This window comes from Azospirillum brasilense (assembly GCF_001315015.1).
Lineage (GTDB): Bacteria > Pseudomonadota > Alphaproteobacteria > Azospirillales > Azospirillaceae > Azospirillum > Azospirillum brasilense.
The window spans coordinates 2,926,262-2,950,918 of sequence record NZ_CP012914.1 but is presented as its reverse complement, the minus strand read 5'-3'; the positions used below and the strand labels follow the sequence as shown (position 1 = coordinate 2,950,918).

At 63.1% G+C, this 24,657-nt stretch carries 20 protein-coding genes and 3 pseudogenes; 11 read left to right on the top strand and 12 right to left on the bottom strand.

Translation table 11 applies throughout. The annotated features are described in order from the left end of the window. Positions 1-142: 142 nt before the first annotated feature. The 8 genes from AMK58_RS13640 to AMK58_RS13610 all read right to left on the bottom strand — a co-directional run bounded on the left by AMK58_RS13640 (position 143) and on the right by AMK58_RS13610 (position 5,614). On the bottom strand, positions 143-517 hold the full coding sequence (locus AMK58_RS13640) for a glycine-rich domain-containing protein (protein ID WP_059399004.1): 375 nt from the start codon (positions 515-517) through the stop codon (positions 143-145). Then, positions 507-1,649, bottom strand: coding sequence for a helix-turn-helix transcriptional regulator (locus AMK58_RS13635; protein ID WP_059399003.1), 1,143 nt, complete (start codon positions 1,647-1,649; stop codon positions 507-509). The genes AMK58_RS13640 and AMK58_RS13635 overlap by 11 nt, the downstream gene beginning before the upstream one ends. A gap of 158 nt (positions 1,650-1,807) precedes the next feature. Then, positions 1,808-2,221: a ribbon-helix-helix domain-containing protein gene (locus AMK58_RS29540; protein ID WP_079285625.1), complete on the bottom strand. Its 414-nt coding sequence runs from the start codon at positions 2,219-2,221 to the stop codon at positions 1,808-1,810. A 142-nt stretch (positions 2,222-2,363) separates the two neighbouring features. After that, positions 2,364-3,317: a DMT family transporter gene (locus AMK58_RS13630; protein ID WP_143265679.1), complete on the bottom strand. Its 954-nt coding sequence runs from the start codon at positions 3,315-3,317 to the stop codon at positions 2,364-2,366. 234 nt (positions 3,318-3,551) lie between these two features. Further along, on the bottom strand, positions 3,552-3,890 hold the full coding sequence (locus AMK58_RS13625) for a class I SAM-dependent methyltransferase (protein ID WP_051141123.1): 339 nt from the start codon (positions 3,888-3,890) through the stop codon (positions 3,552-3,554). Positions 3,891-3,904: 14 nt separating this feature from the next. Next, a complete protein-coding gene (locus tag AMK58_RS13620) occupies positions 3,905-4,684 on the bottom strand; it encodes a hypothetical protein (RefSeq protein ID WP_035684260.1) in 780 nt (259 codons plus the stop codon). Next, on the bottom strand, positions 4,681-5,166 hold the full coding sequence (locus tag AMK58_RS13615; protein WP_137165150.1) for a hypothetical protein: 486 nt from the start codon (positions 5,164-5,166) through the stop codon (positions 4,681-4,683). The genes AMK58_RS13620 and AMK58_RS13615 overlap by 4 nt, the downstream gene beginning before the upstream one ends. Further along, positions 5,147-5,614, bottom strand: a complete 468-nt coding sequence (locus AMK58_RS13610) for a penicillin-binding protein activator LpoB (RefSeq protein ID WP_236778138.1) — start codon at positions 5,612-5,614, stop codon at positions 5,147-5,149. Before AMK58_RS13610 ends, AMK58_RS13615 begins: the two co-directional genes overlap by 20 nt. On the opposite strand from AMK58_RS13610, the gene AMK58_RS13605 reads away from it, so the two are divergent. The 3 genes from AMK58_RS13605 (at position 5,601) to AMK58_RS13595 (ending at position 8,962) form a co-directional block, all read left to right on the top strand. Continuing rightward, on the top strand, positions 5,601-6,593 hold the full coding sequence (locus AMK58_RS13605; RefSeq protein WP_236778137.1) for a YajG family lipoprotein: 993 nt from the start codon (positions 5,601-5,603) through the stop codon (positions 6,591-6,593). The genes AMK58_RS13610 and AMK58_RS13605 overlap by 14 nt on opposite strands. After that, positions 6,590-7,963, top strand: a complete 1,374-nt coding sequence (locus tag AMK58_RS13600; RefSeq protein WP_059399001.1) for a COG3014 family protein — start codon at positions 6,590-6,592, stop codon at positions 7,961-7,963. The genes AMK58_RS13605 and AMK58_RS13600 overlap by 4 nt, the downstream gene beginning before the upstream one ends. Before the next feature lie 174 nt (positions 7,964-8,137). Then, positions 8,138-8,962, top strand: coding sequence for a 3'-5' exonuclease (locus AMK58_RS13595; RefSeq protein ID WP_059399000.1), 825 nt, complete (start codon positions 8,138-8,140; stop codon positions 8,960-8,962). A gap of 66 nt (positions 8,963-9,028) precedes the next feature. Here the strand turns inward: AMK58_RS13595 and AMK58_RS13590 are convergent, their stop codons facing one another. Next, positions 9,029-9,634 (bottom strand): dioxygenase family protein, encoded by a 606-nt coding sequence (locus AMK58_RS13590; protein WP_158283154.1) that lies wholly within the window; start codon positions 9,632-9,634, stop codon positions 9,029-9,031. A 587-nt stretch (positions 9,635-10,221) separates the two neighbouring features. On the opposite strand from AMK58_RS13590, the gene AMK58_RS30470 reads away from it, so the two are divergent. The 5 genes and pseudogenes from AMK58_RS30470 (at position 10,222) to AMK58_RS13570 (ending at position 16,345) form a co-directional block, all read left to right on the top strand. Then, entirely contained in the window at positions 10,222-10,542 is a 321-nt protein-coding gene (locus AMK58_RS30470; RefSeq protein ID WP_137165149.1) for a helix-turn-helix domain-containing protein, read from the top strand. Further along, complete coding sequence (locus AMK58_RS13585) at positions 10,539-11,621, top strand: AAA family ATPase (RefSeq protein ID WP_035683839.1); 1,083 nt, start codon at positions 10,539-10,541, stop codon at positions 11,619-11,621. Before AMK58_RS30470 ends, AMK58_RS13585 begins: the two co-directional genes overlap by 4 nt. Then, positions 11,527-14,151, top strand: a complete 2,625-nt coding sequence (locus AMK58_RS13580) for a S8 family peptidase (RefSeq protein WP_079285622.1) — start codon at positions 11,527-11,529, stop codon at positions 14,149-14,151. Before AMK58_RS13585 ends, AMK58_RS13580 begins: the two co-directional genes overlap by 95 nt. A 5-nt stretch (positions 14,152-14,156) precedes the next feature. Then, a complete protein-coding gene (locus tag AMK58_RS30465; RefSeq protein ID WP_035683834.1) occupies positions 14,157-15,044 on the top strand; it encodes a hypothetical protein in 888 nt (295 codons plus the stop codon). Positions 15,045-15,256: 212 nt separating this feature from the next. Then, positions 15,257-16,345: pseudogene (locus AMK58_RS13570) on the top strand (IS5 family transposase). A gap of 134 nt (positions 16,346-16,479) precedes the next feature. On the opposite strand, the pseudogene AMK58_RS13565 reads toward AMK58_RS13570, so the two are convergent. The 3 genes and pseudogenes from AMK58_RS13565 to AMK58_RS30460 form a co-directional block, all read right to left on the bottom strand. Further along, positions 16,480-16,728 (bottom strand): annotated as a pseudogene (locus tag AMK58_RS13565) (transposase); the annotation flags it as partial. Between the two features lie 102 nt (positions 16,729-16,830). Next, positions 16,831-22,515 (bottom strand): calcium-binding protein, encoded by a 5,685-nt coding sequence (locus AMK58_RS29535; protein ID WP_082413734.1) that lies wholly within the window; start codon positions 22,513-22,515, stop codon positions 16,831-16,833. A 39-nt stretch (positions 22,516-22,554) separates the two neighbouring features. Further along, the gene (locus tag AMK58_RS30460) at positions 22,555-22,992 is read right to left on the bottom strand and encodes a hypothetical protein (protein WP_137165147.1); all 438 of its coding nucleotides are present in this window, start codon (positions 22,990-22,992) and stop codon (positions 22,555-22,557) included. A 466-nt stretch (positions 22,993-23,458) separates the two neighbouring features. Between AMK58_RS30460 and AMK58_RS31385 the strand changes: the two are divergent. The 3 genes and pseudogenes from AMK58_RS31385 to yhhA form a co-directional block, all read left to right on the top strand. Next, a pseudogene (locus tag AMK58_RS31385) lies at positions 23,459-23,674 on the top strand (transposase); the annotation flags it as partial. Between the two features lie 282 nt (positions 23,675-23,956). Beyond that, complete coding sequence (locus tag AMK58_RS13550) at positions 23,957-24,160, top strand: hypothetical protein (RefSeq protein WP_137165146.1); 204 nt, start codon at positions 23,957-23,959, stop codon at positions 24,158-24,160. A 297-nt stretch (positions 24,161-24,457) separates the two neighbouring features. Then, on the top strand, positions 24,458-24,646 hold the full coding sequence (gene yhhA / locus AMK58_RS13545) for a YhhA family cyclophane-containing RiPP (RefSeq protein ID WP_035683815.1): 189 nt from the start codon (positions 24,458-24,460) through the stop codon (positions 24,644-24,646). The last annotated feature ends 11 nt before the right edge of the window (positions 24,647-24,657 follow it).

The following is a 24,657-nucleotide window of genomic DNA, read 5'->3' as shown; positions in this document are numbered from 1 at the left end:
GGGACAGGATGAGAGCACAGGCCACCAGGGGGAGGGAGCGAGGCACCGGAAGTTTCTGTCGGTTATCGGAAATGGGCACGGCGGGAACGGCCCGGTTCGGGCGGGGGACCCGGCCGCCGGAAACCGGCGGCCGGACGTGTGGTCAGGCCGCGGCGAGCGTGACCATGCACATGGCCGCCGACATGGTGACCATGCACATGGCCGCGCCGCTGGCGTCACCCTCCCCGGAATCGGAATCGGGGTTCAGCGCGATGCCGAACTCCTTGGCCAGGATGCCCACGCTGTTCGCCCAGGCCGCGCGGAACGCGTCCGTGCCGAAGGCGCTGGGATCATGATCGATGAAGCGGCCCACGGCGGCCGAGCAGAACGCCCGGTAACGCGCGGTGTCGAGGATGAACTCGTGTAGGGCGTCCTCCACGCGTCCCCACGCCGCGAAGGGCGTGTCGGGGTGCCGCACCAGCGCTGTCACGAGGGCGCGGAAGTCGGCCACCGACGCGGTGGCCGCGTCAATCGGCATCCCACGTTTCACCAGGCGGGCGGTGAGGAAGCCGAGGTCGTACTGTTCGATGAACGCGCTGCGTTCTTCCATGGTTCACGGTTCCTTGTGCTTTGGGGGCCAATCCCCCGACCATCGCCGCGGCGCGCGTCAGGACATGCGCGAGCCGGTGCTGCCGGTCCGCGGCGATTTTCTGCCGTGCCGCGCTCAGCTGCGTGCGCACCGTCGGCAGGGCGCGCCCCATGTCGAGCGCCACCTCCTCGGCCGTAAGGCCGGCGGCAACGCGCGCGGCAACGGCCGCTTCCTGAGCGGTCAATCCGTAGGCATCCGCAAGCGCCGCCTCGGCGTTGCCCGCGCCGCCGCATTCCAGCGTGAGCAGCACGGTTGGGTCGTGTGGCCCGGCGGGCAGGACGCCGGCATGCACCGGTTCGGCGACGCCTGCCAGGCGCAACGGCACCACCGTGCCCGGCGCTTCCCGCGCGGCCACGCGGGCGATCGCCCGCCGCAAGCGCGCGGTGGTGGTTGGCGGTGCCGCAATGCGTCCCTTGTCGTCGATCTCCAGACCGGCCCGCGCCGCCAAAACCTGCTCCATGGAGCGGGTGGCGTCGAGCAGAGCACCGTCGGCACGGAGCACCGCCAACGCCACCCCCAGGCCGTCCAGCGCCTGAGCCACGCGGGACAGCGCCCGTTCGCGCTCCGCGTACCGACGCAGTTCCCAAGGCTTGGTGTCCGGGGTGAGTGCAAAGTCCCCCACGGACTCGTGCCGCACTGGAAACCAGATCTGCGCGTTCCAGGAGGCGTCCAGGCCGATGTGGTGGCGGTCGTAGTCGATGGTGCCGTAGCGGCGGCGAAACCGAAATGCCCGGCTGCGGGCGCGCATTACTTTCGCCGCCACCAAATGCCCCTCCGGGTCCCCGAGAACATCCGCGTCCAATATCCGACGATCGGACAGAGCGGCGCGGAAGCAATCGTCGAACCACACGGAGCCGGACCAGTCGAGAGAGGGGTAGACCAGCCGTCCCTGCCGGTTGGCGTGAACGACGCGGTCGTTGTGGAACACGTAGGCGATCGCTCCCATCTGGTCCGAGGCGGACACGATGTGCATCAAGGCGTCTGGAATGGACGCATTGCCGGCGGTCATACGCTTGGACATCGTCCTCTCATCGGTTGTGCGCCACTCTGCAACAAAAGGTATTATTTCAAGTCACATCTGCTTCATTAATCGTAACTATGACGAAGTTGTATCTTTTAAGCGAGTAGAGTATGCGCCCTGTGGTCCGAAAAAGATGGATTTTTGAAGGTTTGTACCGCTCAAGCCGAATCGGTGGCCGATGTATTGCCCGCTTGGGGTGCTCTTTTGGGCCGCGCCAGCCGTTTCGGTGCGTGATCCTTGTGCTGCTGCAAGCCGGTCGCCTCTTTGGATGGGCCGGGCGCGCCGACAGCGTCCAGAGCGTGACGGACGGTGGCCCGCCCAGCGCCAGGTTCCGGTGGTTCGGCACGCGTGGCGGCCTTCCGGAAGTACGCCATCACGAACCGGCGCAGGGCCGCCGTGAAGTTCTGGGCTTTGTGGCCTTGCCAGCGTTCATGCAACTCGGTGCAAAGCTGGTTCACGGTGCGCCCTTCGCGCGTAGCGATTTCGCTCAGAGCATCCCAAATCGCCGGCTCCAAACGGACGGTTGTCCGGTGTCGGCCCAGGATGACCGAGCGTGGCTCCGCATGGCTCATGACTGTCCCTTCTGCCACATCCAAACGCACACCATCGCGTGTGCTCCTGAATGTCATTGGTCAGAAAACAGGAGGTCAAGAGCAGTGTTTGATCTCTAAGGAAAATAGTTCGTCAGGTCATAATCATTATTGATGAAAGAAATTACGCGGACTTCTGCGTCTCTGGCAGACGCAGGACGTGGTGAGTGCCGCGCCATGCGATGTAAAGCGTGCTCGCGAGGATAAGCGCTGAGCCGATCACCAGATGCGGCGTGATCGTTTCGCTGAACACCAGAAACCCGATGGCTGCGGTCATCGGCACCGTCAGAAAATCCATCGAGGCGACAAACGCGGCACGGGAGCCGGCAAAGGCCCGTGCAGCCGCGTACTGTGCCATCAGGGCGAAACCGGCAACGGCCGCCAGCACTGGTAAATCGCCGAGCGGCGGTGTGACCCACACCGCCGCTGCGGGAAAGGCGAGCAGCAACCCCGCCGCCGCCGAGTTGACGATCACGATAACGCCGGCGCTGTGCGCCTGCGCCAGACGCCGGACCGCGACTTGCGAACCGGCGGAAGCAATGGCGGCGATGAAGGCGGAGATGGCACCAGTGTCGCGCCACTCGCCCAGCGTCGGCGTCAAGGCCACGGCGATCCCCACCAGTCCCGCCAGCACCGCGCCCCACACACTCGGCTCGACGCGTTCGTTCAGCAGCAGCCACGCCAGGGCCGGTACGATGAGCAGACGGCTGAACAGGACCAAAGTGGCGAGGGCCAGGGGAATGCGCGCAATGGCGTCCATGAACGCGTAGATTGCGATGACACCCAGTATGCAGCGCGCCGCAAACCAGAAGGGATGACGCGCCTTGCGCAGTTCGGCGAGCAGCCTCCAGGCGCCGATAGCGATCAGGACTCCGACGCTTGCCCGAAGGAACGCCAACTCTGCGGGAGGCAATCGTTCGCTCAACAGCTTCACCGAGGCCTGTCCAAAGGCGAATGTCCCCGCCGAAACCACAGACCATGCCACCGCCTTGGCCGCTCCGGGCATCGCGGAAAGCGCGTTCGCATACGGCAGCACGGTTGTTGTCACCCTTGTAATGGAACACTTCTGTGTCGGCACGCCCTATGGCACCGTGCTCGACGACGAGCTGTTTGACCTCGGCCATCGACACCGGGTGCATAGCGCGGTCCGGGGCGGGCCGTGCCGCGGCACCGGTCGAGCCGCGCAACGTGCATCCACACGGCGCTGAGCAGGATAAGCGTCGAAGGCCAGGTCGAGCCGCTGAACCCGCTCCAGTCCCGGCAGCCAATCGTCGGTCCCGCGGATGCGTGGGTTTCCATGCCGCCGCTGCGCTCAGGCGCGCATTCCTGCGGAGGCTTTCACCGCAACGACCTGATGGCCAAGTCGGGCAAGCCAAGCCGCGTCACGGCCGGTTCCGGTGCCAACGTCGAGAACGGCTCCGGGAGCGGAAGGCAGCAGGTTGAGAACCGCGCCGTGCACGTCCTCGGCGGCGACCGACTCGTGCTGAGCGACCAGTTCCCCTGCCCGGCGGTCCTCAGCCTTTACCGAATCGTTAATCCTGGCGATTGCCGAAAGGTTCATCATCAGGGAGATCCAGGCGGAGCGAGCGGGCCACCGTCGGTGCGTGGCGCCAAGGTGGCGCCATCGGGTGATCGCGCTCCAGACGATCATTGGCCTTTCCGTCGTCAACGTCGCCACGCCTCGGTGATTCGCTCCATGGTCTGCCATGCGAGCTCCTGGCCGAGCGCCGGGCCCGGCACCTCGACATAGCCTCGTCCCGGTGCCGTCGTGAAGGCCGAATCGGTACCAGGACGCGGATCGGCGGCTGTGACGAAGGAGACAAGCAGCGTGTCGCCAGGCATGGTCCGGACGTCGACGCGGTAGGACAGGCCCCCGGCCGCGGTGCCGTCGGGGATCGCCATGACCTCAACCAGGAGATCCGCCGACGTCGTGCGAGCCGCGGCGTCGGCCGCGGTGACGTCGGTTGACCGTCGGTTGACCGCGGTGTGGTCGGCAATCCGCGTTCCCGCCCGGATGAGGGCCTGGAGGAACGCCGCCTCGGCGGCGCGTGAGGCGGCCGGCGTCAGCAGATTCTGCGACGGCTCAGCGTAGACGCCGGTGGTTTCCTCGCGGTGCAGCACCCGGTGTGCGGACACCACGTCGACCACCGGTGCCCCCTCAATGCCGCTGATTGCAGCGCGGCCCACGACGACGGTGTTCTCGATGCGATCCACCGTGCGGCGCTCGTAGACACCCCGGTCGGACGGCGACCTCATCCACAACACCGTGACGCGAGGAAGGCCCTGCCCCCGGTACGCGCTCGCGAAGGCGGCACCGACCGAATTGAACCCCGACGGACCCGGAACCAGCACCTCGGGCACCTCCGGGCGATACCACGCTCCCTCCTGGGCGATGGCCGGAACCGCACCCGCCAGAACGGCGGTGACAAGGGCGCGTCCGATCATGAGCCGCCCCGCAATTCGATCAGATAGGCATCGGCCCGCTCACGCGACACCGACACTTCACGGTAATCGGTGAACGATCGTCCCTCAATGACGAGGCGCTGCCACGCCGATGGCGCCTCCGTCGGCCGTTGGGCGTTATCGAAGAAGGTGGTACGGCCTTCGGCGAGCAACGGCGCGTCGCCACAATTGAAGAGGCGCGCTCCGACCGCGACGTCGCCGCTGGACATCCGCGAGGCGGTGACGCTTTGGACGATGACCCGGCCGCGCAGGCCCCCATCGGTGATGGACACCGCGTTGAGCGGAATCGCCTGCAGGGTTCCAGCCACCATTGGTTCGAGCCGCGCCCCGGAGGGGGATGGCGCGGTGCCAAGCACCAGGGGCGTGAAATCGCATTGAACCACCGGGGCGGGAGTGCAGCCGGAGGTCAGGACCGTGGCAAGGCCCGCCGCGAGGGCGACTGTCCTAGCGATAGACCACGTCATCGGCCGCCGCCCGGGAAAATTCATACATGCCGCTCCACACGATGGTGCCGCGTTCCAGGTCCACCATTTCGAAGACGACCTGGTTGTAGCGCTGGGCGACGCCGGAACGGACGTTCACGGCGTCGATCGAGTTGATCCGCCCACTCAGGCGGTAATCGCCGCCGGCGGCCGCTTTGGTGAGGCCGGTGGTGCCCACATCGACCTTGCCGGCGCGCTTCAGGCGGCGTTCCTGCTCGACCATGTCGGCGTTGTGCCGGGCGACGAAGACCATGCGGCCAGCCGCCGCGTTGTTCAGGGCGACGCGCAGGCGATCGGCGATCACGTTCTTGTTCAGGCGCTGCGCCGACTCGTTGTGGAAATACTCTCCATCGACGATGACCTGCGGCGGCCGCGCCGTGTTAGCCAGCACGGGGGACTGCAGCATATCCCGCATCATGCGGTCGGTCATCGCGATCACGTCGTCGCCCTCGATGCCGACACCGCCGACCGGCCCCCGCCGCGACGGATCCAGCGCCGCCGGGGCAACCCCAGCCGTGTTTGCGGTCGATGCACAGCCCGAAACGCCGACCCCAATAAGGAAAAGCGCTCCCGGCAGCCATACGCGAGCTGCGCGAGTCACCAAGGATGACGCCATTGAAAATTGCCTCTCACGTACTTTTTTCGCATTTTATGTTGCGACGAGCCGACGATCCAGACAAAATTGCGCAAATGCAAACGTTCTCACCGTGTTTCATTGTCGAAACATGGCGGTATTCAACTTATGTGGATTCGGTATGAAGCCGTCAAAAATTTCCAAGTGTGCGTCTCTTGCGCTGCTCTGCGCCTTCCTGGTGTCCGGTTGCGCGCTCGTCGAGGCGCAGGTTGACCTCCAGTACAAGCCGGCTGTGGTGTCGGCGCCGGTACCCGGCGCTGACAGCGTCGTCGTGAAGGTAACGACCAACGACACCCGACCGTCGAACCGCGACAAGATCAGCGTGAAGAAGAATGGCTATGGCATGGAGATGGCGGCTATCCGGGCCAAGCAGGACATCCCGTCGCTGGTGCGCGCGTCAATCGAGCGGGAGTTGCTCGACCGTGGTTTCCGACAAGGCGATGGGCCGGTGTTCGTGCTGGTCGACGTGAACCGCTTCTACGCCGATTACAAGACGGGCTTCTGGTCCGCGGACAACGTCGCCGAGGTGCAGTTGAACGTTCAGGTGCGTGGCGCCGATGGCCGGATGGTTTACGGCAAAGGCATCACCAGCGAAGGCCGCGTCGAGGGCGTGATGCTCATGGAAGGCGAGCCCGTGAAGGAGGCCTCCGAAAAGGCCTTGGCCGAGGCGGTGCGCAAGTTGGTGACCGACGAGTTCTTCCTGCAGGCGTTGATCGACGCGCAACGGTCAACGATGGTGGTCCCGGCGCGGGTGACCGGTGCGCCGACGTCATGACGGCGCGGCTTTGCCGCACGTTGGCCGCCGGTGCGTTGGTGATCCTCACGGCGTGCCAGACCACGGGGCAAGCCGATCGGACGTCGGAGGCGGCCGTCCGGGCCGCTCCCACCGTTCGCGCGCTGTCTGACGGTCGCCCGGCGCTCCTTGAGCCCTACTACCGCGCGGTCGTGGTCGAGGGAAAGCGCAACGCCGTCCTGAACTGGATGCGCGTCGGCAAGGCGGCGCTCGATCTCGGGCGGGATGATCTGGCGGCCGAGGCGTTCGACAAGGCCCTTGCGGGCATCGAGGAGGTCTACGCCGACAACCCGCAGGCGGAAAAGGCCCGCTCGGTGTGGCACGCCGAATCGGTGAAGGATTTCAAAGGCGAACCGCACGAACGGGCGATGGCCTATTACTACCGCGGCCTCATCTATCTCATGGCCGGCGATTACGAGAACGCGCGGGCGAGCTTTCGGGGCGCCATGCTCCAGGACGGTTTCGCTGAAACGGAACGGTTCCGCCAGGACTTTGCCGTGGCGGCTTGGCTCGATGGCTGGTCGAGCCGGTGCCTGGGGGAGGTCGGGCAGGCCGACGAAGCGTTCCGGGATGCGGCCTCGCTGCGTCCGGCGCTGAAGGCGCCGGACCCCGGCGACGATCTCCTGGTGGTGGCCGAAACCGGCCTCGGGCCGGCGAAAGAAGCCTACGGGCAATACCGTGAAAAGCTCGCCTACCGGGAGCGGGCGGCCTTACAGGCCGACGTGTTGGCCAAGGCGAACGCCGCGGCCACGCCGATGGCCGTCGCCGAAGATCTCTTCTTCCAGGCGACGACCCGGGGTGGCCGCGACATGGACAAGGTGCTGGCGGTGAAGGCCGACACTAAGATGGCGACCGGTGCGGCGGGAGCCGGGGCGACGGTGGCCGGCGCCGGCGTGATGACGGCGGGAGCGTACGGCAACGACCGCAACGCGGTTGCGGCCGGCGCGATCGTGATGCTGGCGGGCCTGATCGCCCAGGCCGCGGCACAGAGCATGAACGCGGAGGTGGACACCCGGTCGTGGGACGACCTGCCGCATTCGATTCTGCTCGCGTCGCTCAAGGGAGGGAAGGCCGCGTCCGCGGTTGATGTCACCTTTGCGGACGGCACCTCGGCCGTTCTGCAGCCCGACCGTGTCCGGCGCGCTTTGGCGCCGACCTGTGCGCTTGCGTGGTTTCCGGCTTCGGCGATGCGTCTCTCACCACCCCCTCCTCCGGTCGCGGCGACCACGACCGCGGTGATCCCAGCTCAGACCGGCGGAAATTGTCGGACCTCGGCCGGCACCGTGGTCACGTTGGAGCCAACCTATTGCCGGGGGATCAACGGCGTGGTGCTGGCGGCGTCGCCCCGCTAACATCGCGCCGCCGCACACGTGCCACGGTCGACCTCCTGACTGGAGCAGGACGCGGATCACAGGCTCGCGGCCAAGCGCTTGGAACGCGGGTGCCCTCCGGTCCGTCCGCCCATTTGTCCGTTGTGCTTCCTCGATCGTTTGGGGAGCATGGCGCCGCCGCACCTGGGAGGCCCCATGCACCACGACACGCTGCTCTGCCTCGACATCGAGACGATGCCGGGCCGCCAGATCCTTCCGGCGGACTGGCCGGCGGAGAAGTTCCCGCCGCCGCATTGCCACCAGATCGTGGCGATCAGCTTCGTTGAGGCGGCGATCGACCGCTCGTCCGGGGTGGAGCGCTACCGGGTGACCGAGTGCCGCTCCGGCGGCGACCTCGACTACGACGAGGAGCGCCTGATCCGCGGCTTCTGGAAGCACTTCGCCCACACGCTGCCGCGCGTGGTGACCTGGAACGGGCGCGGCTTCGACCTGCCGGTGCTGCGCCTGCGCGCCATGGTCTACGGCATCCCGGTGCCGGCGTGGTTCCAGACCGGTGACAAGTGGACCGGCTACACCCAGCGCTACCAGCCGGATTTCAACTGCGACCTCATGGAGCAGGTCGCCGACTACGGCGCCTCACAGCGCATCGGCCTGCAGGACATTGCCGACCTGATCGGCCTGCCCGGCAAGATCGGCGGTCACGGCAGCGAGGTGGCCGGCATGATGGCGCGCGGCGAGTTGGAGAAGGAGCGGGCCTACTGCGAGTCCGATGTCCTAACCCTGTACGCCGCCTACGTCCGCTGGGCGCTGCTCACCGGGCGCACCGACCCGGCCGGGCACAACGCCAGCGTCGACAGCCTCGTGGAGCGCTTGGTACGAGAGCGGGCCACCCGCCCACATCTGGGCGAGTTCCTTGATAAGTGGCAGTCCTCGATCCGGCCGGCCCCGATGCACGTGTCCGTGCCGCGCCTCACGACGGTCGCGGAGCCGCCGCATCTGCCGAGCGAGCATGTTCTCTGAGGCGGTGCCGTCTCGGCGGATCGAACCGGTCGGCGGTGTGGAGGGCCCAGGCCGGGCACTGAAGGATCAGAGGGTGAGGACGATGTCGAAGGTGCCCCGGAGCGCGCCCGCCTCGACGTCGTCCGCCGCGAGCAACGGGACGATCACGCTGCGGCGCGCCTGCGGGTCGCGGATGGCGTTCAGCAGGCCGTCGCGGGCGTTCAGCGGCTCTCCCGCGACGTACATCTGCGTCACGAACCGCCCGGTGCCGGGCACGATCACCGCGTAATGGATGTGGGGCGTGCGGCCGGGATAGGGCACCGGCTTGGGCGTCCGGAACCGGTAGGTTCCGTCCGCGTCGACCGCCGTCCGGCCGTAGCCCTGGAAGTTGCCGTCGAACTGGTCATAACCGGGCGCCCGTGGGTGCCGGTAGATCCCCTGTGCGTCGCATTGCCAGATTTCGACCACCGCGCCGGTGACCGGCCGCCCGCTGCGGTCGAGGCTCCGTCCCCCGATGTGGGCAACCGTGCCCAACGCCCGGGCCGCCGCCCCGTGGACCTGAACGAGGTCGGAGTCGACGTACGCGGGGAAGCTGGTCGGGTAGAACGGGCCTTCGGTCTGGCCGGGCGCCGGGACGAGGGTCGCGGCGCCGGCCGGTCTGGGGAGGAAGGCCGTGGTGCTCAGCGTTGCCATACCCGCCATCACGGTGCGGCGGCTGACACTGCGGTGGTCTGTCAGCTTGCGCAACGCAAGCTGGGTTCGCCTTATGCGACTTCCTCGTTTGATGATCCGGGCGCCGAGTGTCTTGCGAACAAAAAGCGAACATGCTTCTATGGATCAGCGTCGCGCCACCCCTTGGAGGGGAGTTTGCCGCTGGTCACCCCCATTGGCACCGCGGGCACTCCACCTGATTCGTGGATGGACGGGATGGCAGGCCCTAGCTTGATCCGCAGTGACCAAGCCACGAGGCGCTTCGGCGCTGGTGCTTTGCCCAATGCGGCTGATTGCACAGCGACGCAATGGACCAAGAGGCGATTATGGAACCACGACGCATTGATGGACTGATTGGCGGCCACGCGAGCCGAGGCGGTCAGGCTCGGGAACAATGCAACCGCTGCCGGAATTCCATCGCGCCCCTGGGTGCAGAAAAGGCGGCAATCACAATTTATTGCCTTTTATGCCGCGCTGCGGCGTGCAATAATGTGGCCATGGCACGACCGAAGTCCCCAATACGCCCGCTCCTGGTGAGGCACGTTCGCGATACCATGAGGCGGAACCGCATGACCCGTGTGGACCTCGCCCGTAAAATTGGCGTCGATCCGTCGACGCTGCGGCGCGGAATGGAGCGCGGCGGGTGGAGCGATGACGTCACGAATGCGATCGTACGCGAGATCGGCCCGCCGCCGGGCCCGGCAGCACAACAGGTGGCGGTGGAAAATAGCGCTCCGACCCATTCGGCATTCCAGAGCGTTGAAGCCATCGATAATCTGGTCGGACACCTCGACCTGCTGCGGGCGGGGCTTGAGGCATTAAAGGCAATAATTCAGCAGCCGGCACCGACTGGTTTCCCCAAGAGCGAGCACGGCGGAGGTAAGGCATGAGTAGGAGCGATCTGCTGATCAAGCTCGTCGAGGCTGGGGCCCAAGGGGACCGGCCAATGCTGCGCCGGACTGTCGAGGCCATTGTTGCAGAAGAGCGCGCCAAACAGCATCATACTCTGGCCAACCGTCTGACCGGGGCGTTGGCAGTGATGGACAAGGCGGGACCCCGTGCCGTGGCGGCCACATACCTTCCAGATCGGGTCCGCGACTACATCACCGAGGTGCCGGCGCGTCGCACTTTGGATGAATTGATTCTTTCCGAGACCGTCCGTCAAGCCTGTGACGAACTCATCGCCGAACAGCGCTCCGGCAACCTGTTGCGCGCGCATGGGCTTGAGCCGCGCCATCGAGTCATGCTGTCGGGGCCGCCTGGCAATGGTAAAACCAGCTTGGCCGAGGCACTGGCTGAGGCGCTGTCAGTGCCCTTCCTGGTGGTGCGCTACGAGAGCATCATCGGCAGTTATCTGGGCGAAACCGCAACCCGCCTTAAGCGGGTCTTCGACTATGCCCGTACAACACCGTGCGTGCTGTTCTTTGACGAATTCGATGCGGTTGGCAAGGAGCGCGGCGACATTCACGAAACCGGCGAGATTAAGCGTGTCGTCAGTTCGCTCCTGCTGCAGGTCGACGATCTTCCGGCTTACACCGTCATCGTCTGTGCCACCAACCACCCCGAATTGCTCGACCGGGCTGTCTGGCGCCGCTTCCAGCTGCGTTTGGATCTGCCAAACCCCGATCAGAAACAACTGAAAGAATGGTTTGAGCGCTTCCTGCATCAGTTTGACGATAGTTCTGGGTTCTCTTCTTCAACTCTTTCGGCTAGTCTCAGCGGCGCGAGCTTTGCGGATGTCGAGCAATTCGGCTTGGATATCCGTCGCCGGCTCGTGATGGCGATGGGCGACATGAGCACGAAGGAGGCGATATCTCGCCAGTTGGCGCTCTGGGCTCATCGGTTCAAGACACCGACCCAGGCCCAGGACGAACATGCCGACCGACCGCCCGTTGCTAAGGTTCAAACCCGTAAGCGAAGGAAAAAGGCAGAAGGGGGAGAGGCGCCACTTTTCGAAGACGGAATTTGACTGGCACTTCCAAGCCCGTCGGCTCGGTGGCGACATCGACAAGCGCCTGCGCGACATTCTAAGCAGGGGGATCGACACAGAGACTTACCGGGATCCTGAAGCCATTGCCCCGGAACGGGCGCTGGTGTTCGAGGTCTACGGAGCCCTCAATGACTTTGCGCGAGCTGCTCAACGAATTGGGTTGGACTGGCTCGCGGATGAGATTGTCCGTCTGAACCTGCCAGAGGAACTCGACGATGACGTCGATTTCGAAGATGATGTTCTCGATGATTCGTGGTTCGACGCAATCGAGACCGCAGAGTTCCAGAATGCTCGTGGGGACGTCACCGGTCGGCTCTATGTCAGCATGCCGACGATCGAGTCGATGCGAAAGCTCCTTGAGCTTTGGGACAAATTCAAGGAGGGGGGCTCCCCGCCAGACGGTCATTCAGATTGGTGGAACCTCTTCAAGCAGCTGAAAGATCTCCGCACCTGGGGACCCCAGGATAGACTCTCGATGGAGGCCGCAGCCGCTTTGCGGGCGGAACTCGTTCGCCGCCAGGGGCAACCGCAGCTCATTGAACTGGATCTCTGGTTCCGTAACGACGCCGCCGCACGCCAGCGAGCGTGGGCGCAACTCCGACAGCGCTTGGACGCTGTTGAAGCCGAGGTTGTCGACGATGCCGAAATCCCGGAAATCCGTTATCAGGCGGCGCTGGTGCGGGTTGCACCAGCCGTTCTGGAGGAAATCCTGACTGGGCAGGGCAACATCATTGTTGCCAATGAGGTCATGGCCATCCGTCCGCAGTCGGTTTCTTCGCATCCAGCAACCGATGGCGACGGGCAGCCTGGCCCCGCTTCGGCAGCACCATCACCGGGTTCTCTCCGGCCTCCGATTGCCGCACTCATCGACGGCATGCCGTTGGAAAACCACAACCGTTTGGCCGGTCGCATCGACGTCTTTGACACCGGAGACCTGCCTCCGACGCCGGTGAACCGGCGCTACCACGGAACCAGCATGGCTTCGCTGATTCTCCATGGCGATCTGGAGGCCAACGAACCGCCACTTGATCGTCTTCTGCACATCGTGCCCGTGCTGACCTACGATCCGGCGGAAGGGCGTGAAGCGACGCCGAGCGATAAGCTGCCGCTCAAGCTCATTTACGAAGCTGTCACGCGGATGAAGGAAGGCATCGGCGATGCCGTGCCGACGGCTCCGGATGTATTCCTCATCAATCACTCGATCGGGGATGTTAACGAGCGCCCTTTGTCCTCCGCTAGCGCATGGGCCAGAGCGCTCGACTACCTCAGCTATAAGTACCGCGTGCTGTTCATTGTCAGCGCCGGGAACTGTGAAGCGAACCTTGAGATTGAGGGGTATACCTCCATTCAAGAGTTCCACACAGCCGATCCCATTGCTCGGGAACAGGCGATGATGCGGGCGCTCGATGCCAATAAGGCGACACGCGCCCTGCTGGCCCCTGCCGAGGCTGTGAACGCTCTCACAGTCGGCGCGCTTCACCGCGATTTGGCCGGCGCTTTGCCCGGCAACGTGGTTGACCCCTTTCCCACCCTGAGGATGTCCAGTCTTTTATCCCGCCTGGGCCTGGGGTTGCGCAACTCTGTAAAGCCTGACGTCATGAGCGACGGAGGCCGCGCCATCGCCCAGCCCACCGCCGGCGCACCGCTCTTGGTCCGCGCCTATACACCTCAGGCCGTTGGGCAGCGTGTTGCCGCTCCGCACCATGCTGGTGGGTTGACCCATACCATGCGCTCTTGTGGGACCAGCAATGCCGCAGCCCTCATTACCCGAACAGCTATCCGACTGTCCGATGCGCTCGACGACGCGGTTGAACTCACCGGCGCTCCGTCCATACCTGCCGGGAATCGTGCTGTTCTGGTGAAAGCTCTGCTCACCCACACGGCCGCCTGGGGGAACGCTGGCGATTACATGGAAACCCACTTCCCCCCTCAAGGGACCAAAGCCTGGCTGCGCCGCCGCGAGAACATCAGTCGCTTTTTGGGCTACGGCATTCCGGATGTCGACCGGTTGCTGGAGGGAGCCGCCAACCGCGCCACGCTGGTCGGCGAGGGCGAAATCCGCCCCGAGAAGTCGCACGAGTTCCGCTTCCCGTTGCCGCCGTCGCTCGCCAGCAAGATTGACCTGCGTCGGCTGATCATCACACTCGCGTGGTTCTCGCCGGTTAGGTCCAGCAACCAGAACTACCGAACTTTCGGGCTGGAGATCGCTCCCGGCAGCGGCGACAACGCGTTCGGTCTGGGGCTGAGGGCCGTCGGTTGCCAGCCTCCCGCAGCCCTCGCTGGCCGCGGCACGCTGATCCACCGTATTCTGGAAGGAGATGCTGCCGTTCCATTTCTGGAAAGCGATGCAATTGTCCTTCGGGTTCAATGCCGTAAACCCCCCTTCTCCGGCATGACCAAAGTGGTCGCCCCATACGGCTTGGCCGTCACGCTGGAGGTCGCCACCTCGATTGGTGCGGACATTTACGCCGAAGTGGCCCAGAAGGTCCGAATTCAACAGAGGCAATAGTTGGCATGCACGACCCGTTTATCGAACATCCGGTGCTCGGAGCGAAGAGCGAAGAGCAGATTGCGAACTACCTTCGCCTTATCGGTGCCGAGGACGAGATTCCGGTGCGCAGTCGCACCAGCGCCACCGGACAGGCATTCGGTTTCTTTGATTTTGGGAGCGCTGTCTGGCGTTGCACTAATCATCATTTTGGGTTTATCGAGCCTAAAAACGGCCCTGACAGGAACCGGCCGATCACTCCGGCCGGCACTGTCGAACCCGACCATAGCCTCAAAGGCTCCCGGATCAAGGTGACTTTGGATAAGCTGCGGGTGGCTAAATATCCTGGAAAAGGTGATCATTCAATATTGTTTGACTTCTTTGGTCGAAACCAATTGAATGGAACTACTGAAGATCTCCACTTTAACGCAACATACCGTGTCCCGGATGGTGACAGCGCCGGCATCAATGGCTATCCGATCTTTGTCGGTTTGACGGTCGCCGGGGATGGGGTAGCCTTCCGTTGCTCGACCGTGAATGTCGCATCGGCAATCGATAAGGGCTTGGCTGCAATCTTCGACAACGATGTTTTCAAGCAGGGTCTGAAGCTCACGACCGAGGTTCAGCCAGCTCTCGCTCCCTTTGTGTCAATGGCTCAGGGCGTCACGAAGTCCATTCTATCCCGAAGCGAGAATGTGCGGGTCCAGGAGTTTTCGTTGGGACTCGACTTCGCCCCGTCTGCGACATCCGCCAAGCTGAGGGAAGGAAGCTACGTTGTCGTGCAAGCGCCCGAAGAGGCTTGGTCTTGGAGCGACTGGAGCTACGACATCCAATCGAACCGGGTTTTTGGAGGCGCGGACATGTCTGCTCCACCCTACAACTACATTATCTTCAGTATTTCGCGGGCGGCCTAACAGTAGAGGCAGTCTCTGTTCCCCGGATCGTCAGAGCGAACTTGGTTCGCCCTTGGGGAACCCATTCAGCACGCCGTGTTGTTATGCGGGAGGCTCCTTGCTGCCGACCGTTCACTACTGGCAGGTTGGCTTACAAACGGACGCCTCGAAAAACGGTAGCGTTGCCGGCGTTCTGGTGATTCCCTTGGCTTGAGGGCGACGGAGGGCGGGACATGGCCGGGCAAGCTGGGCTGTTCGATCTTCAGGACCGCTACGCGGAGTTGAGCAAGAGCGGCGATCCGCTCGAGCGACTGTCGTCGGTGGTGGACTTCGAGGTTTTCCGTCTGACGCTGGACGCGGCCCTGGGCCGCAAGGACCGCTCCCGGGGCGGCCGGCCGCCACTGGACGCGGTGATGATGTTCCAGATCCTGGTGCTGCAGGCGCTGTACGGGCTGTCGGACGAGCAGGCCGAGTATCAGGTGCGTGACCGGCTGTCGTTCATGCGGTTCCTCGGGCTGGGGCTGGGCGACCGGGTTGCGGACCGCACGACGATCTGGCTGTTCCGCTAGGCGCTGGTGACGGCGGGAGCGATGGAGGGGCTGTTCGCCCGCTTCGACATGGCATTGAAGGAGCGCGGCTACTTCGCGCTGGGCGGCCAGATCATCGACGCCTCCATCGTGGAGGCGCCCCGGCAGCGGCTGACCCGGGAGGAAAAGCGCCAGATCCGTGACGGTGAAGACCCACCCTGGCCGCCGGCCAAGGCACGCCAGAAGGACAGGCAGGCGCGCTGGACGGTGAAGCGGGGACGAGTCAAGGCGAAGCCGGGGCCGCCGCTCGACGGGTCCGAGGCGCACACCGTGGAGGGCCTGCTGATCCCGGCGTTCGGCTACAAGTCGCACATCACCATTGACCGCCGGTTCCGTCTGATCCGGCGCTTCATCGTCACCGACGCGGCGCGGCACGACGGCGCGCAGTTGCCGGGTCTGCTCAACCCCGACGCTTTCGACAGCCGGGTGTGGGAGGACAGCGCCTACCGCTCGAAGGCCAATGAGGCGGCCATCGCGGCGGCGGGTCGCCGCAGCATGGTGCATTTCCGCAAGCCGAAGGGCCGGCCAATGCCGGAGCCCCACCAGCGTGCCAACCGTGCCCGCTCGGCGGTGCGCTCGGCCGTCGAGCATGTGTTCGCCGACCAGAAGGCGCGTATGGGGCTGTTCATCCGCACCATCGGCCTTGGGCGCGCAACGGTGAAGATCGGCATCGCCAACCTCGCCTACAATTTCCGACGTCTGATCTGGCTTGAGGGGCAAATTACGCCCGTATAGCGCGCGAAAGCGCCACATATTCCCGCATTTTTCGCCAAAAATCGCGCCTCGCCCCTCAAAAGGCAAGGATTTCACGCCTGAACGCCCTCAATCTCACCGTCAACCGAGGCTAAAGGGCGGTTTATCGAGGTGTTCAGGTGAAGATAGCCGTGGACCGTGCTGCGCGGCGGCAGGTCCTTGGGCAGGTGACGCCATTGGCAGCCCGTCTCCAGCACGTACAGCACGCCATTCAGCACCGCTCGAAGATCGACCCTGCGATGGCGGCCACCACGCCGCCCCGGGGGGATCAGCGGCGCGATGATCCGCCATTCCTCATCGCTCAGAGCGCTCGGGTAACGCAGCCCGCTGCGATCGTGGCGGTCTCGCTTCTCCGCTGTCCACATCTTCGCCTCCGTCTTGGAGGCTACCTTGAATCACAACCGATTCATCCGATTCAAGTTCTTCCCGGACAGGCTCTGAGAGCCGGTCCACCCCCTCAACTTCATTTATGGGGTAAAGGCATAATTAGTTCCCGAGCTGAGCACAGAAACGCCAATTATCTTGATTGTTTCCGACGTATATCCATCTGATATTGTCCAGTAATCTCCATTGCTTGTGAGAGATGCGGAATAGCCATACCCGCGAAATTCTATAAAGTCCTGACCATTTGAGCCTGATTTCGAGAAATCAGAGATGATATCGCCATTTGCCTCGCCCTGCACAAAGACGAATGTATCATTTCCTATGCCTCCGGCTAATGTGTCAGTACCCTCGCCACCGTTAAGGCGGTCATTGCCTCCACGCCCATAAAGTACATCGTTGCCGGTGCTTGCCAGGAAGGTGTTGGCCGTCTCGTCGCCGTAGAGCGTGTCGTTGCCGACGGAGCCGGTGAGGGCCTGGGCCAGCAGCTCGGCGTGGCTGAGGGCGGTGCCGTCGGCGAAGCGGAACTGCTCGATGCGGTGCATGGACGCGACGAGATCGTCGTCCAGGGTCAGGGTGTCGGTGCTGCCGGCGATGCCGATCACCAGATCGGCGCCGCTGTTGGCGAACGAGAAGGTCAGGTCCGCAGCCGTGATGCCGGTGCCGAACACCACCGTGTCGAGGTTGCCGTTGATGTTGTCGAAGTCCCGGATGGTGTCCTGGCCGGAGCCGCGGCCGAAATGGTAGGTGTCGTTGCCCGCCTTGCCGATCAGGGTGTCGTTGCCGGTGCTTGCCAGGAAGGTGTTGGCCGTCTCGTCGCCGTAGAGCGTGTCGTTGCCGACGGAGCCGGTGAGGGCCTGGGCCAGCAGCTCGGCGTGGCTGAGGGCGGTGCCGTCGGCGAAGCGGAACTGCTCGATGCGGTGCATGGACGCGACGAGATCGTCGTCCAGGGTCAGGGTGTCGGTGCTGCCGGCGATGCCGATCACCAGATCGGCGCCGCTGTTGGCGAACGAGAAGGTCAGGTCCGCAGCCGTGATGCCGGTGCCGAACACCACCGTGTCGAGGTTGCCGTTGATGTTGTCGAAGTCCCGGATGGTGTCCTGGCCGGAGCCGCGGCCGAAATGGTAGGTGTCGTTGCCCGCCTTGCCGATCAGGGTGTCGTTGCCGGTGCTCGCCAGGAAGGTGTTGGCCGTCTCGTCGCCGTAGAGCGTGTCGTTGCCGACGGAGCCGGTGAGGGCCTGGGCCAGCAGCTCGGCGTGGCTGAGGGCGGTGCCGTCGGCGAAGCGGAACTGCTCGATGCGGTGCATGGACGCGACGAGATCGTCGTCCAGGGTCAGGGTGTCGGTGCTGCCGGCGATGCCGATCACCAGATCGGCGCCGCTGTTGGCGAACGAGAAGGTCAGGTCCGCAGCCGTGATGCCGGTGCCGAACACCACCGTGTCGAGGTTGCCGTTGATGTTGTCGAAGTCCCGGATGGTGTTCTGGCCGGAGCCGCGGCCGAAATGGTAGGTGTCGTTGCCCGCCTTGCCGATCAGGGTGTCGTTGCCGGTGCTTGCCAGGAAGGTGTTGGCCGTCTCGTCGCCGTAGAGCGTGTCGTTGCCGACGGAGCCGGTGAGGGCCTGGGCCAGCAGCTCGGCGTGGCTGAGGGCGGTGCCGTCGGCGAAGCGGAACTGCTCGATGCGGTGCATGGACGCGACGAGATCGTCGTCCAGGGTCAGGGTGTCGGTGCTGCCGGCGATGCCGATCACCAGATCGGCGCCGCTGTTGGCGAACGAGAAGGTCAGGTCCGCAGCCGTGATGCCGGTGCCGAACACCACCGTGTCGAGGTTGCCGTTGATGTTGTCGAAGTCCCGGATGGTGTCCTGGCCGGAGCCGCGGCCGAAATGGTAGGTGTCGTTGCCCGCCTTGCCGATCAGGGTGTCGTTGCCTGGCGTTCCGTGGTGGGCGAGGTCCAGCAACTCGGCGTGGCTGAGGGCGGTGCCGTCGGCGAAGCGGAACTGCTCGATGCGGTGCATGGACGCGACGAGATCGTCGTCCAGGGTCAGGGTGTCGGTGCTGCCGGCGATGCCGATCACCAGATCGGCGCCGCTGTTGGCGAACGAGAAGGTCAGGTCCGCAGCCGTGATGCCGGTGCCGAACACCACCGTGTCGAGGTTGCCGTTGATGTTGTCGAAGTCCCGGATGGTGTCCTGGCCGGAGCCGCGGCCGAAATGGTAGGTGTCGTTGCCCGCCTTGCCGATCAGGGTGTCGTTGCCGGTGCTTGCCAGGAAGGTGTTGGCCGTCTCGTCGCCGTAGAGCGTGTCGTTGCCGACGGAGCCGGTGAGGGCCTGGGCCAGCAGCTCGGCGTGGCTGAGGGCGGTGCCGTCGGCGAAGCGGAACTGCTCGATGCGGTGCATGGACGCGACGAGATCGTCGTCCAGGGTCAGGGTGTCGGTGCTGCCGGCGATGCCGATCACCAGATCGGCGCCGCTGTTGGCGAACGAGAAGGTCAGGTCCGCAGCCGTGATGCCGGTGCCGAACACCACCGTGTCGAGGTTGCCGTTGATGTTGTCGAAGTCCCGGATGGTGTCCTGACCGGAGCCGCGGCCGAAATGGTAGGTGTCGTTGCCCGCCTTGCCGATCAGGGTGTCGTTGCCGGTGCTTGCCAGGAAGGTGTTGGCCGTCTCGTCGCCGTAGAGCGTGTCGTTGCCGACGGAGCCGGTGAGGGCCTGGGCCAGCAGCTCGGCGTGGCTGAGGGCGGTGCCGTCGGCGAAGCGGAACTGCTCGATGCGGTGCATGGACGCGACGAGATCGTCGTCCAGGGTCAGGGTGTCGGTGCTGCCGGCGATGCCGATCACCAGATCGGCGCCGCTGTTGGCGAACGAGAAGGTCAGGTCCGCAGCCGTGATGCCGGTGCCGAACACCACCGTGTCGAGGTTGCCGTTGATGTTGTCGAAGTCCCGGATGGTGTCCTGACCGGAGCCGCGGCCGAAATGGTAGGTGTCGTTGCCGAGGTCACCCGAAAGCAAGTCATCGCCTATTCCACCGATGATGACATCGTTTCCGCTGGCACCATTAATGGTGTCGTTGCCAGCCCCGCCATCGAGGGTATCGCTATGAGCAAAACCAATCATAATATCGTCGCCACTGGTCGTAGATACAAAGTGGGAGACAATTGCGCTGTAGTCCCACACTGTACCGTCGGTGAAGACAATCTCGCTGATCTGGGACCGGTTGGTGAAGTTGATGACTGTTAGTGAGGCGCCACTGTCGGCGATAGTCACGACCAGATCGTTGCCAGAGAGGGTCAAGGTGGTGTCAGCGGAGGTTGCGTCTGCCACATAGATGCGATCGGCTACACCGTCTGTATCGTCAGACACCAAATCCGCGCCGCCCGCGCGGGTGAGAACATAAGTATCGGTGTCCGAACCGCCGAGAAGTAGGTCATTGCCGGCGCCACCGTCCAGTATGTCTTTGCCCCCCTCGCCACTCAGCGTATCAGCTCCGTTGCCCCCAAAGAGCAGGTCGTTGCCGATGCCCCCTAGGAGCAGGTCATTGCCAGCAGCACCGTCAAGGGTATCATTTCCAATATAGCCGTACAGCGTGTCATTGCCGGCGGCACCGTTGAGTGAGTCGTTCAGCCATTGACCACTTAGCTGGTTGGCACCATCATCGCCGATGAGGTTTTGGCCATCGTCAAGTGCCATAATCGTACCGTCGGCAAAGCGGACTCGCTCTATACCGTTGATAGGCGAGGCGTAAAAGTTAATAATCCTTAGGGCGTCGCCATCAGTGCCGACGGTAATGAGAAGATCGACTCCATCGACCGAGAGCGTTACATCGGACGGCTTGATGCCTGCATTCATCAGGATCTCGTCGTCACCACCGCTCTCCATGATGGTGTCCTGACCGTAGCCGTGACCGAAGCGATAGGTATCATTGCCCTCTCCCCCGGCCAGCGTATCGTTGCCTGTCCAACCATCGATCAGGTCATTACCAAAGGTGCCCACAATGCCATCATTGCCTCGACTGGGCAGCGCCACTGCCAATAACGGCGCATAGGTAGAAATTATGTCACGAAACACAACGAAAGCCGGTGAGGCGTGCGTCCCATTCTGCTGACTAATCCGGACGAACTCTGCCAGCCCAATCGCCATCGCGGGGTTGTCTGCGCCTTGTATGCAGTCGTAGGCTAAGGCGATCAGCCCGTTGTCATAACCGCGCGCCTGCAGCAGTTCGTATTCTGCAGCGAAGTGGCTTTGAGCCATCAGGCTAGCGTAGACCTGTTCCCGAACAGCCGCGTAGGTCCGCTCCAGCTCCGCTCCAGCCTGCCACCGCGGGTTGGATGAGGTGCCCAACTGGAGGAAAGGCTTTCCAGATAACGCCTCGAGCGCTGACAGATGCCGTGCGTCCACGTATAGGCCGCGGCTATCCGGGATTACGCCGTCGCTTCCAGTCCAGCGCAGCATAATTTGTTCTATCAGCATGTTACGGCCCGAAACACTGGTTTCGGTGGTGAACTGCCACACCAAATCTGTCAGGCTGGAGTCCAGCGCCATTGCTTGGTGCAGGCTACGAACATTGCCCATTCCTTTCATGTCCGGCAGCGCTGCGATGGTGCTGCTGATTGGAACGGAGTGTGGCGGCATGGTGTTGCTCAGATCGGCTTTGAACCAGACGTCCGTTGCGGTGCCGGAACTTCCGTCGGAACGGGTGAAGGTGCCAACTTGGCGGTGTTCGTTGCCATAGCCATCGGTAAAAGCGGAATCAGCATAGCTGAGCGAGAGTGCCTGAATGCCGGAGTCGGCTAAGGTTGCCAACTCGCCCGTGTCGGCAACACCGTCTTGGTTCAGATCACGCCAAATTCGTAGTGTCTGCCAAGCCGCATCAGTGGCATCAATACGTCCGTCACCGTTGTCGTCCTGTTCCGCCAAAGCCAAAAACCCATTGCTGGCGTTAGTTCCGTTTGCCAGCAAAGTGTTGTTGCCGAATAGCTCTCGTCCGCTGTCGATCTGCCCGTTACCGTCGCGATCAAGAACCAGCAGGCCATCGTCCTGGCCCACCCAGGCGGAGCGTTCAGCAAAGCCGTTGGCGTCATGATCAAACTGCACGGCGAAGGTTGTTGTTTCTACCCCATCGCCGTCGAGATCAAGAATGATAGGTGAAGCCATCTGACCGGCCCCGTCCATACCTGGATGGGCAGGATTGTCAGACGGCCAATCCGATGGATCTCCAGGCCCGTCAGGAGTAGGCGGGGTTTCTGAGTCGTCCTCATCATCGGACTCCTCGGTGTTGATCTGTTCGTCAGATCCGGGGGACGGGTACAGAGTGTCATCCAACTGGGGGCGGGGAATATCCGTGCCATCCAGTGCACTATCAACCGCCGAATTACTGTTTGGTCCTGCTGGATTGTAAGGTGTATTGGAGCGTTCTATGTCGTCCATGTTCTGCTTGATGCGGTCCCAATCACCCGATAGGTCGTTGCCTTCTTTCAAAACCTCGCGCGGATGGGTGCCGTCCTGGTCGAAGTCGATAGTGCCTGGCGCGTATTCTCCGTATTCAGTTTCGATTCGCCCAAAGGGTACGTTATCACCTGAACCACTGCCTCCAGAACTGCCGCTGCTGTCGCTGCCCCCACCACTTCCCAAATCGCTATCCGTTCGGCTTGCCGGACCGCCGCGGGCGTAATATTGATCGCCAGAAGAATTAGTATAGACCAAATATTTATGGTAGAAGCCCGTATCAACGCCCAAAGTAGTGACTGGCTTGTACCGGACTTCTATTGTTTCCATTTTGGTCTCCTATTAGAGGATTGGGTTTAGTTGCAGCGGTCAAGGTCCTGTCGCCCCTCTATTCACTTCTATTTTTGAAACATATCTTTTGCCATCGCTGTACCATATGAGAATCTTCCACTCTATTGTCACAAATATAGATCTTATTCCACCAGCTGAATGGTTGTATGTGCAGTAGTAAAACCCTGGGTATTTCGCAAGCTCCTGGCATTTAGCTCCGGCATTCTCTAAATATTTCTTTGGATTATCCGCCAAAGACCCACTTGGAAACATCTTCTCAAGATGCTCTGATACAGCCTTCTTCGCCTCTTCGTTTGAAAGCCCACTATAATCTTCAAAACGGAACACTGGACTATTGCCCATGGCAGCACCTTCCCAAGCTTGAAGCGCAAGCATCAGCATGCCAGCAGATATGCCGGCAAAAATTGGCCTCACACAGCGCATCAATGTGCTGCCCATCTCGGGACAGTGGATCATAATTTTCTCCAATTTCTTTTCTTAGAACAGTCCTGGCAAGAAGCCGCCCACTGATGCTCCTGAAGTTGGATGAGGAAAGCCGCCGTCCCCTGGAGACCCTTATCGTGAGGCCATGAAACCTAATAAGCGCTGTCCAGGGTTGGTTTTCCTAGAGTTCGTTTCGCGTCGCAACACGCTAAAGGGACGCAAAAAGCTAAAAGTGAAATTAAAATATATACGCTTCATGCGCTTTTGCAATTTGAGCGAAAGTTATGAGCATCACCCATCACCTAAAGTCAGCGTGTCTTAGGTCTTATTGGTAACTGGTGCGAGACCTGAGACCGGAAAATTTCTCCAGGTAAAGTTAGCCCGGATAATTCACCAGGGCTGAAGCTGGGGCGGCGGGTGCGAGGATAAGCCGCTGAATTCGTGTATGATTCTGGTGCTGAAGCAGTCTCACCACGGATCAACGGAGTTCACGCCCGCCATGGCCGAGAGTACTGGGGTTTTGCCCGGCTTGTCACCGGTTGCCGGCAAGCCGGTTCACGCCGCCTTCGATGGCGACCGTCTCACCTCCGACGCCGGCGTTCTGCTGCTGGCCGCGATCGATCGGCGGCTTGGGATCTGCGAGCGCCTGGCGCGCTGCATAGAGGACCCGCGCGCTCCCGAGCGCATCCAGCACACGCTGGCGGAGATGATCCGTCATGGAGCGCAGCGAGATCTGGCAGCAGTACTACGTCGATCACAGCGAGTGACACCGGCATGCCGTGTCGGGCCATCGCGGAGAGACCGGACCTCGGAACCGATCAGCGGTTCTGCCGGACCGTCCATCGTCCGCTACCCTACACCGTCTCAAAGGCGCATTCGTCGGCCCAGAACGAGTCCAGGTTTTTACCATTCTGGTCCAGCTTATCAGTGACGAGGCCAAATTTTGGCTGGATTTCCAGGGCGCCCTGACGCCGCGCGGCGCTCAGGGGGTGGCCAATTGCCGTCAAACACGCCGATGATGTCGGAGGCGGCGGGCGTCGAAGGGGTGACCGGCACGGCGGTGTGCCTCGCCGAGGGCGGCGAGGCGCAGGCGGATTGCGGCGAGCGTCAGACGGTCGCGCAGTGCTCCAAGTTCATCTCGAGCACGTACGGGGCGCCGCCGAAGGGACCGACGCTCAGCCAGCCGCACCAGCGGGTGTAGCCGGCCCGGGCCTGACGTTAAGCGCGCGCCTTTGGGGGACCAATGCCGCGGCGCCGGGGAGGTCGTCGCCAGTGAGTGGCCCGATTACGCGAAAGCGAATTCCTTAGGTTGCTAAGGATGCGCCGCATGACTCGCTTTGGGAGACGATAATGTGGAATAAACAGCGCGGAGAGGGTAAACTATGAAGGACGTGCGTCGTCCTTATGAATACGAACGATGCCTGTTCAACTTTAGGGGCCGGGCAATGCCGAAAGGGTGTCTGGCTTTATCGCTTTGACGTTCCGAGGAGTCTTTTGCATGCTCGACAGCGTTTCCATGACCGAACCGAACAGCGGCGTTGCGACGGACGTGCGCGGCACGATCCTCCGGTCTGACACGTCCAACCCTGCGATCCAGCGTCTCCAGGCGCGCATCCGCGCGGGCAGTGACAACGGTGCGCTCATCACGAGCTACGACCGCATGCACCATCGCCACAGCCGCTCCTGATAGGGTTTGGG